Here is a 13,401-nt window from a genome sequence, read left to right on the forward strand (position 1 = left end):
CAACTGGCCGTGAAGAAAGGTCACAGGCGAGGGTGACGTAAACGTCATGGGAACAGTTTTGCGGGCCGCGAATGGCTCGGGGAATTGTTTCTTGGTGTGGCAAGGTTATGGATATTGTCGCCTGGCAGACCGCTTTCGCGAGCAAGCCCGCCCACAGTCGACCGCATTCCAAGGGTGGACCTCGGTCAACTGTGGGGGCGGGCTTGCCCGCGAAGGCCGCGCCGCGGTCTAGGCCGTCTTCCCGGTATGGTTATTCAAGGAAATAACCTTGGTCTTGCCAATCCGGTGACGATAAATCTCACGCAGGTACTTGATCGCCTTCTTCACACAGTCCCGCGACAGGCGGATATCGTTGATCGAGACAAACTTCTCTTTGTCATTGATCAGCTCGCGGTACTTCTTCTCATACATCGGCTTGATCGCGTACCAGTTGGTATCGAGGATTTTCGCCGGGTTCTCGAATTCGTTGAGCAACTCGTCAATACGGTCCTCGTCGAAGTCTTCATGGATGATGAAGTCCAGGATCGAGTTGTCCAGCGTCTCGTCGAAGCGGTACGGGTTGCGGGCAAAGCAGCGCTTGATAAAGGCCACGATCAACGTCAGGAAATCATCCGACAGGCACGGGCTCTTGGCGATCAGGGTGGTCAGCGACAGGTTGGCCGAGGCGCCGATCACCAGTGCGTAACGCTTGAGGGTGGTGTTGGGGAACAGGCTGTTGAGGTGCGTCTTGAGCCGGTTCAGGTCCATATAGGACAGTTTGTAGTCCTTGGGCAGGGAGACGATGGACACCACCGACGAGCAGTTCTTGAAGAAGTGCAGGTCATGCAGGGCCGCCGCGTCGTAGCCGGAATTCTTGTACTGCTCCAGCGACGCCCGATAGCGCTTGGACTCGATCGGCAGCAGGCTGATGCCTTCGATGGCCTGGGTGACCTTGTTGAAGTGGGGCAGGTCGATGGAGCGGAAGAACAGGTCATCGATGTTCAAGCGCTGCGGTTCTTTTTCAAACACCTTGAACTTGTCATTCGACGGCGCCGGGGTTTCCGGGACCACAGACTCGGCATAGGCAATCGCCACCGGCCCGGCCAGGCTCATGAACAGGTCGTTGGCGTCCAGGCGAATGGTTTCACCGATATCAATGCCGGCCCGGCGGAAATAGTTCTGGTCGTAGTCGGTTGTCACCGCCTGGGCCGTCAGAATGTTGAAGATCTGCTGTGAGATGTACTGGTTGGCGTGTTTTTCCATGGCATTGACGTCAATGTTCTGGATGTTGCCATCGTCGCTTTCTTCGGCGTAACGCATGATGTCGTTGGAGATCAGCATCATGGCGTTCCACGGGCGAATACGCCCTTTGACGCTGGCCTCGCTGCTGTCTTCATTGTCGAAGTTGTACGAGAAGTCCCATTCCTCCGACAGGTACTTGCACAGCAGCCGCCCGGCGTTGATGTGCAGAGCCTCGGACATTTCGCTGCGGTGATCGGAGATATTCGGCAGCACGCAAATGCCGCTGGTGAAGATCGGCTCGAACACAAAGGCGTGGCCGCTCTTGCTGTCGTGCTCGTCGGCGGGCTTGGTGTCGAAGGTTTTGTTCATGTACGAGTGCTGCTGGGCCAGGCCAAATTCCGAGGCCATGCCCGAGCCGGTGCCGCCGCCAGCGCTGAAGATCGAGAAATACAGGCGCGACTGGTTGGCCTTGATCCCGCAGGAATCGATCAGGTACGAATGGATCATCTTCCAGTCGGGGCTGGAAAAACGCTGGGTGTCTTTGTTGAGGATGATCTTGGCCAGGTACTGGCCGAGGATCGGTGCGTTACCGGCGCCACCGGCGTGCACTTCCGACAGGTCCATGATTTTCATCTTGCTGTAGTCGCGCAAAAAGCCGCTTTTTTCGCCCTTGCGGGAAAAACGGATGCGCCCGGCGATGTCTTTGTCCAGGTCGCCGAGCATCACCAACGGTTCTACCAGGAATACCGGCTTGCTGGCCTTGCTGGCGCCCAGGCGCAGGTTGTTGCGGATCCATTGGGCAGGGCTGTAGCCCTTTTCAACGTAGGATTTGTCTTCGGTGCTGAACTCGTTCAAGTAGAACTTGCGCGCGTTGTAGACCAGCTCCGCGACATCCAGGGCAATGTTGGAACCGCAGCGCCCCAAGCCGATCAGGCAGACCGAGGGAAACTCCTGCTCGCTGCGTAACTCGCTGTCGCCCTCAAGGTGCGGCGGGCGTGGGAACACCATGTCGCGCAGGCCGTCGAGGTTGTCGAGGATGCGGTCGGTGTTGGTTTCGGTGAAGTACAGGTATTGCTGGGTGCCCAGCGCACGTTGACTGTTCAATGACTTTGAACCTGAGGGTTTTTCCGCAGGAGCTGTCAGCAACACGTCGGATACCGCAGTAGCAGGATTATTTTTAGAAGTCATTGTGCGCCATGTGCCTGGACGGATGGCTGGAAAGCATCAAAGAGCCATCACCGAGTGAGAGTTCGCGACTTTTAAAGTGCGTTTTAGGCCTCAGCGACCCGTCTTAACCCTATTGTTTCTAGGGAAAAGCGACGCCGGACTCTCATGAATCGGCCGTTCGTCGGCGTTCTTTAATCAAAATGATGGCGATATGCCAAGGCTTTTGCGCGTCAACGGATGGGACGTACCACCGAAGAGGTGTCCTTGCCGCCTGCCTGGCTTAACGGTGTGAGCGGGTTGTGCTGATCCAGCGCGATGATCAACGCGCTGACTTCATTGGCCGGCACTGCTGCACTGAGCAGATAACCCTGCACATAGTCGCAACCATGCTTGATCAGAAGCTCCAGTTGTTGCGCAGTTTCCACCCCTTCGGTGATGACCTGCAGGTGCAGGGTGTGGGCCATGCCGATGATCGCCTGGACAATCTCCATATCGGTGGTGGATTTGGGAATGTCCTGGATAAAGGACCGATCGATTTTCAAGGTGTTGAGGGGCAGGCGCTTGAGATAGGAAAGGGAGGAGTAACCGGTGCCGAAGTCATCGATGGACAGCGAAACACCCAGCGCGCGGATTTGCCGCAGCAGGATCAGGGTGCTGCTGATGTTGCCCATCAGGGCATTTTCGGTGACTTCCAGTTCCAGGCGGCTGGCGGCGATACCGCTGCTGCGCAGGGCATATTCGATCTCGTCCGCCAGTTCGTCACGGGCCAGGTTCAGGGCCGAGCAGTTGACGGCCATGCTCAGGTCGGGGTGGCCCTGTTCCGTCAGCCAGCTCAGGTCGGCACAGGCCTGGCGTAGTACCCAGTTGTCCAGTTCGGCGATCAGCCCGTTGTTTTCGGCAATACCGATAAACCGGTCGGGCGCCAGCAAACCATGGACGGGATGTTGCCAGCGCACCAGGGCTTCAAGCCGGGTGACTTTGCCTTTGCGCAGGTCGAGAATCGGTTGGTAATGCAGGACCAGTTCTTTTTGGTTGCGTAGTGCGTTACGCAGTTCCTCTTCCAGTTGCAGTTCAAGAGAGGCCCGGGTTTTCAGGTTGGAGCTGAAGAAATTCAAGCTGTTGCGCCCGCCATCCTTGGACTGATAGAGCGCCAGGTCGGCGGTTTTCAGCAGTTCCTCGCTGGTGGTTCCATCCTCGGGAAACACGCTGATACCGATGCTGGTGGTCATCACCATGCGCCGGCCGGCCAGCTCGATGGGCTCTTTCATTTTCAGCATGATGCGCTGGGCCATGTGCCGCGCTTCGTCGCGATGATGGATATTGATCAGGATGCAGAACTCATCGCCGCCAAACCGCGCCACTACATCATTGTGGCTGCGTACCGAACTCTTGATATGCCCGGCCAGGACCGTCAGCAGCTCATCGCCGGCGTCATGGCCCAGGCTGTCGTTGATCCGCTTGAAGTGGTCGATGTCGAGGAAAATCACCGCCAGCATGCCCCCGTCGAGGGATTTCTGTGCGAGCTTTTCGGCGAAGATCTGGTTGAAACCCCGACGATTGAGCAGGCTGGTCAAGGCATCATAGTGGGCGACTTGCTGCAGGGACGCGCGCGCCTGGTCCAGTTCGCTCAGCAGGGTATTAACCCGACGCAGGTCGCGTTCCTTGTGCTGCAGTTTCTTGTCGGCGAGGGCCGCACTGATGCTGCTGCCGATCACCAGCAATGTGATGACGGCCACCGACAGCCCCAGTTGCGTCGGATTATTGTCGATTGGCAGCGGCGGCACAGCCCCTGTGGGCAGCAGCAGTTGCATGGCGGCCATGCCGGTGAAGTGCATGCTGAGAATGCCGGCGCCGAGCACCAGGCTGGCGCCGTACTTGAGCAGTTGGTGGAACATCCCGCTGCCACTGCGCAGGTAATGGGACAACAGCAAGGCTGCCAGGCTGGCGCCGATGGCGATGGCCACCGACAACCCGAACAGCGCGCCGGAAAAGTACACCTGGGCCTCGGAGCGCATGGCGGACATGCCCACGTAATGCATCAGGGCGATGCCCAGGCCCATCCAGATGGAGGCGACCAGGTATTGATGAAAGTGCAGTTGCGCATGACTGAGGGTTTGCATGGCGAATAGCGACGCGACCATTGCGATCAACAAGGAGGCAACGGTCATGAACACTTCGTAATGGATGGCAATGGGCGCCTGGAACGCCAGCATGCTGATGAAGTGAGTCGACCAGATCCCGCCGGCCAGGCAAGCGGCGCCGATCCAGCGCCAGCGGCGTTTTGCCGTGGGGTTGTCAACGTGGCCGACCCGTTCAGCCATGTCCAAGGTGCCGAAGCCCGCTGCGCAGGCAACCAGGTACGCCAGTAGCACCAGGAAGGGGTTATGGGTGCAATCGAGTAATAAATGCCCGCTCTCGGGAAGGGGGGTAAAAAAATGCAGACCCAGCCATTCCATAGCATGTCCCGTTTGAGTCATCTCGTGTCACGGCGCGCGGCGATGACCTATGGATTCGAGTATAGAAGGCTCAACGGAATCGCAAGCGGTAATGGCATTTTGACTTCTTCGATTTTGGCATGCTGACCATAGCCAATGATTCTAAGCGCTGATCGGCAATTCGTACTCGTAAGGCGGTTGCTCAAGCGGCGCCAGGCCGAACGCGGCGCGGGCGGCGTCGCAATCGACGTTCACTTCGCCCTGGCTCCATGACGCTTCGAACTCCCGGCATACGCTGGAACGCTGGGCGTAGATCGAGCAGCGTGTGCCGCTGCCCACTTCGCCTTCCAGGCTGCAGCAGCGCGCCGGCTTTTGGTCGGTGCCGATCATCGCCACTCGGCTGGGGTTGATCTGTACCACCAGTTCATCGGGCACGGTGCCGCCTGATGAAGCGCATTCGCCCCAAAAGAAAGACACGCGAAAGTGTGAACAGCAGGCACCGCAATTCAGACACGGACTGGCATCGGACATGGCACGTCATCAATAAGAGGTAAGGGGGGAACTGCGGAAGGCTCGCTATTCTATTCCTGCCAAGGCGCTTGGGAAGGGGGGCGCGTGCTTATTTTTTTACCGGGGAAAATCGGGCTGCCCTGGATGAAATTACGCCCTATCAGCTTTACGAATCATTACAGACAACCGCGCCGCGCCTGACTAGATTGCAGGTTCCGGGCAGGATGCGTCGGCATCGAGCCTCTATAACAATAAAGAGACGGACCCATGCAGAACTCGACCCAAGCGGCGAATGCCTGGCGCATTCTGTTCCTGCTGTTCCTGGCCAACCTGTTCAACTTCTTTGATCGCACGATTCCGGCGATCATCATCGAGCCGATCCGCATGGAATGGCACCTCAGTGACTTCCAGCTCGGCATCATCGGCACCGCGTTCACCATCGTTTATGCCATTGCCGGCTTGCCTTTGGGGCGCCTGGCCGATACCGGCTCACGTAGCAAACTGATGGGCTGGGGCCTGGCGAGCTGGAGTGCGCTGACGGCGGTCAACGGTATGGTTGGCAGCTTCTGGACCTTCCTGCTGGTGCGCATGGGCATCGGTATCGGCGAAGCCAGTTATGCACCGGCCGCCAACTCGTTGATCGGCGACCTGTTCCCGGCCCACCGCCGCGCCCGGGCCATGGGGATTTTCATGCTGGGCCTGCCCTTGGGCCTGTTGCTGGCGTTCTTCACCATCGGCGCGATGGTCCAGGCGTTCGACAGCTGGCGTGCACCGTTCTTTATTGCCGCGGTCCCGGGGCTGATCCTCGCGATCTTCATGTTCTACATCAAGGAGCCCAAGCGCGGCGCCGCCGAAACCGTGCAAGTTTCCCAAGAGAAAGTCGACCGGCCGATTCGTCGCGTGCTGGCGGTCCCGACCTTCCTTTGGTTGGTGCTGGCCGGGCTGTGCTTCAACTTTGCCACCTATGCCTGCAACTCGTTCCTGGTGCCGATGCTGCAACGCTACTTCCTCATGCCGCTGCAAGAAGCAGCGGTAGCAACCGGGGTGATTGTCGGTGTGACGGGCTTGTTCGGCCTGACCCTGGGTGGGCTGGTGGCCGACAAGATTCACCAACGTATCCCCAACGGCCGCCTGCTGTTTGCCGCGTTCAGCCTGATTATTTCCACGGTCTGCACGGCCTGGGCCCTGCATGCGGGGCGCGTCGAGATTGGGGTGTTTGTCGCGGTGTTCAGTGTGGGCTGGCTGTTTGCCTATAACTTCTATACCTGTGTGTACACGGCGATTCAGGACGTGGTGGAGCCACGCCTGCGGGCTACGGCCATGGCACTGTTCTTTGCCGGCCTGTATCTGCTGGGTGGTGGTATGGGGCCAGTGGTGGTGGGCGCATTGTCTGATCACTTTGCCCATGCGGCGATGTATGCGGCGGGTGCCGAACAAATGACCGAAGCGTTCAAGGCCGTGGGCCTGCATGACGCCATGTACCTGATCCCGGTGGCGTTGTTCCTGACCATGCTGTTTCTGTTCCAGGCTTCGCGGTGTTTTGTGCGCGATGCCAAGCGGATGAAGGATGGGTTGGGGGTGGTGGAGGTGCCTGGTCCGGCGGTTCCTGCTTGAGATCGAGGTGATGCCATCGCAGGCAAGCCAGCTCCCACAGTTAACCGAGTTGCCAACTGGAACACCGGTCAACTGTGGGAGCTGGCTTGCCTGCGATGAGGCCCTCAAGACCCCATAAAAAAGGCCCGCATTGCGCGGGCCTTCTTGTTTGACAGGGCAGGGCGCGGATCAACCCGCTACCAACACCCGAATCGCTTCCAACCGCAATGCTGCCTTGTCGAGCATGGCCAGGCCTTGCTCGCGTTGTTGGCGCAGGGCAACCAGTTCGCTGTCGCGCACGGTTGGGTTGACCGCTTGCAGGGCTGTCAGGCGCGCCAGCTCTTCGTCGGTGTCTGCTGCCAGGCGACGTTGTGCCTCGGCCACACGTTCGGCGTGGCGCGGGGCGATTTTCTCTTCGCCGGCGTTGATCCGTGGCGTCAGCTGGTCACGCTGGGCCTGCACGAACTTGTTGGCGCTGGCCCGTGGCACGCTTTCCAACTGGTCGTTCAGGGTGGTGAATGACACACGGCCCGACAAGTCATTGCCATTGGCATCCAACAGGCAACGCAGTGCCGCTGGCGGCAGGTAGCGACCCAGTTGCAGCGAACGCGGCGCCACCACCTCACTGACGTAGAGCAGTTCCAGTAACACGGTGCCCGGCTTGAGCGCCTTGTTCTTGATCAGCGCCACGGCGGTGTTGCCCATGGAACCGGACAGCACCAGGTCCATGCCGCCCTGGACCATCGGGTGCTCCCAGGTGATGAACTGCATGTCTTCGCGAGACAGCGCCTGGTTGCGGTCGTAAGTGATGGTCACGCCTTCGTCGTCGCCGAGGGGGAAGCTGGCGTCGAGCATTTTTTCGCTGGGCTTGAGGATCAGCGCGTTTTCCGAATGGTCTTCGCTGTCGATGCCAAATGCATCGAACAGGGTTTCCATGTAGATCGGCAGAGTGAACTGATCGTCTTGCTCCAGGATGTCTTCGACCAGCGCATCACCTTCACCTGCGCCACCGGAGTTGAGTTCCAGCAGGCGGTCGCGGCCGGTGTGCAACTCGGCTTCCAGGCGCTCGCGCTCGGCGCGGGCTTGGTCGATCAGGCCTTGCCATTCGCCGTCGTCGGCGTTTTCCAACAGCGGCAGCAGGCGCGGGCCGAACTGGTGCTGCAAGGCGTTGCCGGTCGGGCAGGTATTAAGGAAGGCATTCAGCGCTTCGTGGTACCACTGGAACAGCCGCTCTTGCGGACTGGTTTCCAGGTACGGCACGTGCAATTCGATCACATGCTTCTGGCCGATCCGGTCCAGGCGCCCGATGCGTTGCTCCAGCAGGTCCGGGTGCGACGGCAGATCGAACAGCACCAGATGGTGGGCGAACTGGAAGTTGCGGCCTTCACTGCCGATTTCCGAACAGATCAGCACCTGGGCGCCGAACTCTTCATCAGCGAAGTAGGCGGCGGCACGGTCCCGTTCGAGGATGTTCATGCCTTCGTGGAATACCGTGGCCGGGATGCCGGAGCGCACGCGCAGGGCGTCTTCCAGGTCCATGGCGGTTTCGGCATGGGCGCAGATCACCAGGACCTTGGTGCGCTTGAGCATCTTCAACTGGTCGATCAGCCACTCGACGCGCGGGTCGAAGCGCCACCAGCGGTTTTCTTCTTCAATATCTGGCTGCGACTGGAAGCTGACTTCGGGATACAACTCGGCATGCTCGCCCAGCGGCAGTTCCAGGTACTCGTCCGGGCACGGCAGCGGGTAGGCGTGCAGTTTGCGCTCGGGAAAACCTTGCACCGCGGCGCGGGTGTTACGGAACAGCACGCGGCCGGTGCCGTGGCGGTCCAGCAGTTCACGCACCAGGCGTGCGCTGGCTTCGGTGTCGCCATCGTTGACGGCGGCCAGCAGGGCTTCACCTTCGTTGCCAAGGAAGCCTTGGATAGTCTTGTGCGCAGCCGGTGAAAGACGGCCCTTGTCCATCAATTCCTGGACGGCTTCGGCCACTGGGCGATAGTTCTCGCTCTCGGCGCGGAAGGCTTTGACGTCGTGGAAACGGTTCGGATCCAGCAGGCGCAGACGCGCGAAGTGGCTGTCCTGGCCCAGTTGCTCCGGGGTTGCGGTCAGCAGCAGCACGCCGGGAATGGTCTCGGCCAACTGCTCGACCAGCTGGTATTCGGCGCTGGCTTTCTCTTCATGCCAGACCAGGTGGTGCGCTTCGTCGACCACCATCAAGTCCCAGCCGGCGGCGAACAGCGCGTCCTGGGCTTTCTCGTCATCCACCAGCCATTCCAGGGCCACCAGCGCGAGCTGGGTGTCTTCGAACGGGTTGCTGGCATCGCTTTCGATAAAACGTTCTTCGTCGAACAGCGCAACCTGCAGGTTGAAGCGCCGGCGCATTTCTACCAGCCATTGGTGCTGCAGGTTTTCCGGGACCAGGATCAACACGCGATTGGCGCGGCCGGACAGCAACTGGCGATGGATCACCAGGCCGGCTTCGATGGTCTTGCCCAGGCCTACTTCGTCGGCCAGCAGGACCCGTGGTGCGATACGGTCGGCCACTTCACGGGCAATGTGCAATTGGTGTGCAATCGGCTGCGCACGTACGCCACCCAGGCCCCAGAGCGAGGACTGCAATTGGCGGCTGGTGTGTTCCAGGGTGTGGTAGCGCAGGGAGAACCAGGCCAGCGGGTCGATCTGCCCGGCGAACAGACGGTCGCTGGCGAGGCGGAACTGGATGAAGTTCGACAGTTGGGTTTCCGGTAGGGTGACCTGCTCGTTCTGCCCATTGAGACCGTGGTAGACCAGCAGGCCATCGACATCGTCGACCTCGCGCACGGTCATTTTCCAGCCTTCGAAGTGGGTGATGGTGTCACCCGGCGAAAACCTCACGCGAGTGAGGGGCGCATTCCGTAGCGCATACTGGCGGGTGTCGCCAGTGGCCGGATAGAGCACGGTCAACAAGCGGCCGTCCTGTGCCAGAACGGTGCCTAACCCCAGCTCTGCTTCGCTGTCACTAATCCAGCGTTGCCCCGGTTGATACTGCTGCGCCATGCTGCCTGACTCCCGCCGTGAAAAAGCCGACTATTCTAACGGAACAAGGGCCCCAGCCAAAGGACTCTGACAAAAACTACTCCGCTTGCAGGGATGAAAGAGGGCGATTCGACGGGTGGCAGGGCACGGGTGACTGACGACTGGGTCACAAGTTGGCGAGCCTGGGCTCAAGTCGCTGGTGCGCCAGCCGACAGCCTGCTGACAGGAGACTAATAATTATGCTGCCACCGATCTTGCCCTTGAGTGTTGTGCCGGTCACGTCGCAACTCGACCCCGTGCGCCCAAAGCCCGATATTCCACCGGTGGTCCCCGCGCAGCCGAGTTCCAACGAAAGCACCATCGACCTCAAGCACCGCGACGCCGAACAATCGACGCTGATGCTGCGCGAAGAGCAACGACGCCAACAGGAACAGCAGAAACGCCGGCGCGAAGCCGACGAGGATCCCGAGCAGCACCTGGCCATTCCTGGTGATGAGCTCAATGCTGATAACACCGTGCCAGTCGCGCCGCTGATCGAAGACGCGCCCCGCCAGGGTTTGTGGGTGGATGTCGAGGTTTGACCCCCGGGCGGGCCAGGACGCATTATTGAGTCACTCCAGCCACCACGTAAGCCATGCCATGAGTGACGACAAGCTGATCGACCTGAATGCCGAACGGGCCAAACGGGTACATGACCTCAACGACAAGCGCCTGAATGACGTGCGCCAGGCATTCGAGCAGGCCATGCCGTTGGGCAAGACGAAGAAAAAGTCGAAAAACAAACCGAAAAAACGCTGAAATGCTCTGAATCTGTTGATTCAGGTCAGTTATTTCCCTTCTTTACGCCCCGTTGCGGGCGACATTGATCCCCGTCAATTTATCCCCCCGGCTTCTTGGTTAACTTAGCCCCATCGCAACAGGGCAAGAGCAGGAGGCCGGTCATGTTTTTCGATAATGTGGTTTTCGCCGGGGTGCTGACTGTCGGCCTCATGGTGCTGTTTTTTGTAGGGTTTGGTTTTTTTATCTGGAAAGACGCGAATAAGCGTAAAAAACCATAGGTTTTTCCGGGTTACATGAGCACGCAAGGCATTTTGGGCGACTTCGGTCGCCCTTTTTTTTGCCCGGATTTTGACGCAGTTCTTGTAGGAGCCGGCTTGCCGGCGAAAATCACCAACGATAACGCGGTGGGCCTGGTGCCCCGTGCTGCTCTCCAGTTTTTCGCCGGCAAGCCGGCTCCTGCAAGGACAAAAAAAGGCGTGACCCGCGAGGGTCACGCCTTTTTCAGTTGCGCGGGCTGTTAACTGCCCAGCGCCTTGGATGCCAGCCAGAACAACCCGGCCGACAGGCTCACCGTGGCCGGAAGGGTCAGCACCCAGGCCATCAGGATGGTCTTCACGGTGCCGCCTTGCAGGCCGCTCTTGTTCGCGACCATGGTCCCGGCCACGCCCGAAGACAGCACGTGGGTGGTGGAGACCGGCAGGGCGAAGATGTTGGCAAAGCCAATCATGGTGGCGGTGGTGATCTGCGCCGACATGCCCTGGGCATAGGTCATGCCCTGCTTGCCGATCTTCTCACCGATGGTCAGTACCACACGCTTCCAGCCCACCATGGTGCCCAGGCCAAGGGCCAGGGCCACGGCGAGGATCACCCAGAACGGGGCGTATTCGGTGGTAGCGGTCAGGTCTTTACGCAGTTTTTCCAGGTCCGACTTCTCGCGGGAATCAAGGCCTGGCAGCTTGCCGACTTTCTTCGCGGTATCGTCCAGGCACAGCAAGTAGCGACGGACTTCAATGCGCTGGTCGGAGGTCAACGAGTGGTAGTCAGAGACACCCTTCAATGTGCCGAGGAGGGCGTTGATGGTGGGTTCGGTCTGTTGCGGATTGCAACGGAACTTGCCTGGCAGGTCGTCTCTGACACTTTTGCCCAGGGCAAGGAATTCGCCGAGGGTTTCGTGGTTGCGCTGATAGAACTGGTTGAGGTGCAGGGTGGCGTCGCGGGTTCGCTCGATCTGGTAAGTGGTGCTGCCCAGATCGAGTACGAACTGCGCGGGCACGATACCAATCAGCACCAGCATGATCAGGCCGATACCTTTCTGACCGTCGTTGGAACCATGCACGAAACTCACGGCCATCGCCGAAATCACCAGTACCAGGCGGTTCCAGAACGGCGGGTGTTTCTTGTCGTCGAGCTTGCGGCGCTGGTCCGGTGTCTTGTGCATCTTGGACAGCGGACGCCACCATTTAAGACCAATCAACACCAGGGCTGCGACCAGGAAGCCGGCCATGGGCGAGAACACCAGCGAGGCGCCGATATCAATAGCCTTCTGCCAGTTAACCCCGTCCGCCAGCGGAATATCGTTGATCAGGGCATTGGCCAGGCCGACACCGAGGATCGAACCGATCAGCGTGTGGGAGCTGGATGCCGGGATCCCGAAATACCAGGTGCCGAGATTCCATGTGATGGCGGCGGCCAACAATGAGAACACCATGGCCAGGCCATGTCCGGTGTTCACATTGATCAGCAACTCCACCGGCAGCAAGTGCACGATGGCATAGGCAACGCCTACCCCGCCGAGCAACACGCCGAGGAAGTTGAACACCCCGGAAAAGAATACGGCCAGGTGCGGCGGCATCGCTTTGGTATAGATGACTGTGGCCACCGCGTTAGCGGTGTCATGAAAGCCATTGATGAACTCGAAGGCGAGGACAAAGGCGAGGGCGAGCAACAGGCTCACAAGAACCCAGGCATCCAGTCCGCTGAATAAATCGATCATGAAGGTTTTATGACCCGGTCGTAAGGGGGCGCGATTATGCCAGAAAACCTCAGTAATCGATGCACTAGCTGCTCGCCGGTAACATTCTTCAACGAATTAGTTTGGAGGAGGGGTGCGGCTACCAGATATTCCGCTGGTTTGGCAACTCATTGATTTGTAAAGAATAGAGGGGGTTGAGCGGGGTGCGACAATTAAGGTAAGGCGGCTGAAACGGCTGTATGAAATTTCGTAATGGCGCCGAAACTGACGATTGGAGGGCATACCCAAGGCGCCCCTGCCAGAAGGTGCTGGCAGGGCGGTGACTGGCCAGTGGGCTCAGTCCAGCAGAGCTTATGGCTCTTCGGCCTTGAGGTCCTTTTCGATCTTTTGGATTTCCTGGGCAAACGCCTGGTCGAGCAGGCTGGCTCGTTTGCGCCATGGTTTGCGTTCCGGCTCCGGTTGGGCGGCGTAGGTGGTGACTTCCCCGCCGTAAACATCCTTGTAACGTTGCTCCTGGCGCTCAAGTTCCGCGCGCAGTTCGTCTTTCGTCACATTGCTACCTAATTGAGTTGAGTTTGATTCCGGTGAAGCGCGATATCAGGAAGAGGCATACGACTCACCACTTCCGAATTGCGCGCGGCCACGGCACCGGGGAAGTACAACTGTCGTAGCAACAGTTTTCTTTTTCAGGCTGGGTACATGCGGCCA

At 59.3% G+C, this 13,401-nt stretch carries 10 protein-coding genes; 4 read left to right on the top strand and 6 right to left on the bottom strand.

Annotated elements, in window-relative coordinates:
* Positions 1-228: 228 nt before the first annotated feature.
* The 3 genes from GDV60_RS07055 to GDV60_RS07065 all read right to left on the bottom strand — a co-directional run bounded on the left by GDV60_RS07055 (position 229) and on the right by GDV60_RS07065 (position 5,354).
* On the bottom strand, positions 229-2,409 hold the full coding sequence (locus GDV60_RS07055) for a hypothetical protein (RefSeq protein WP_159906701.1): 2,181 nt from the start codon (positions 2,407-2,409) through the stop codon (positions 229-231).
* A 209-nt stretch (positions 2,410-2,618) separates the two neighbouring features.
* Positions 2,619-4,844, bottom strand: coding sequence for a bifunctional diguanylate cyclase/phosphodiesterase (locus tag GDV60_RS07060; protein WP_159906703.1), 2,226 nt, complete (start codon positions 4,842-4,844; stop codon positions 2,619-2,621).
* Positions 4,845-4,985: 141 nt separating this feature from the next.
* Positions 4,986-5,354 carry a YkgJ family cysteine cluster protein gene (locus GDV60_RS07065; protein ID WP_029297096.1) on the bottom strand — a complete coding sequence of 123 codons (369 nt, stop codon included), beginning with the start codon at positions 5,352-5,354 and terminating at the stop codon, positions 4,986-4,988.
* Positions 5,355-5,600: 246 nt separating this feature from the next.
* On the opposite strand from GDV60_RS07065, the gene GDV60_RS07070 reads away from it, so the two are divergent.
* A complete protein-coding gene (locus GDV60_RS07070; protein WP_159906705.1) occupies positions 5,601-6,947 on the top strand; it encodes an MFS transporter in 1,347 nt (448 codons plus the stop codon).
* A gap of 168 nt (positions 6,948-7,115) precedes the next feature.
* Here the strand turns inward: GDV60_RS07070 and rapA are convergent, their stop codons facing one another.
* Positions 7,116-9,962 carry an RNA polymerase-associated protein RapA gene (gene rapA, locus GDV60_RS07075; RefSeq protein ID WP_092234105.1) on the bottom strand — a complete coding sequence of 949 codons (2,847 nt, stop codon included), beginning with the start codon at positions 9,960-9,962 and terminating at the stop codon, positions 7,116-7,118.
* Between the two features lie 218 nt (positions 9,963-10,180).
* On the opposite strand from rapA, the gene GDV60_RS07080 reads away from it, so the two are divergent.
* The 3 genes from GDV60_RS07080 (at position 10,181) to ccoM (ending at position 10,999) form a co-directional block, all read left to right on the top strand.
* Positions 10,181-10,522 (top strand): hypothetical protein, encoded by a 342-nt coding sequence (locus GDV60_RS07080; protein ID WP_029297088.1) that lies wholly within the window; start codon positions 10,181-10,183, stop codon positions 10,520-10,522.
* 25 nt (positions 10,523-10,547) lie between these two features.
* Positions 10,548-10,739, top strand: coding sequence for a hypothetical protein (locus GDV60_RS07085; protein WP_154906447.1), 192 nt, complete (start codon positions 10,548-10,550; stop codon positions 10,737-10,739).
* 143 nt (positions 10,740-10,882) lie between these two features.
* On the top strand, positions 10,883-10,999 hold the full coding sequence (gene ccoM, locus GDV60_RS27000; protein ID WP_029297086.1) for a cytochrome c oxidase subunit CcoM: 117 nt from the start codon (positions 10,883-10,885) through the stop codon (positions 10,997-10,999).
* A 239-nt stretch (positions 11,000-11,238) separates the two neighbouring features.
* Here the strand turns inward: ccoM and GDV60_RS07090 are convergent, their stop codons facing one another.
* Positions 11,239-12,714, bottom strand: a complete 1,476-nt coding sequence (locus tag GDV60_RS07090; protein WP_029297084.1) for an inorganic phosphate transporter — start codon at positions 12,712-12,714, stop codon at positions 11,239-11,241.
* Between the two features lie 330 nt (positions 12,715-13,044).
* The gene (locus GDV60_RS07095) at positions 13,045-13,245 is read right to left on the bottom strand and encodes a hypothetical protein (protein ID WP_029297082.1); all 201 of its coding nucleotides are present in this window, start codon (positions 13,243-13,245) and stop codon (positions 13,045-13,047) included.
* Positions 13,246-13,401 lie beyond the last annotated feature (156 nt).

The sequence above is a fragment of the Pseudomonas sp. DTU12.1 genome (genome assembly GCF_009873475.1).
Lineage (GTDB): Bacteria > Pseudomonadota > Gammaproteobacteria > Pseudomonadales > Pseudomonadaceae > Aquipseudomonas > Aquipseudomonas proteolytica.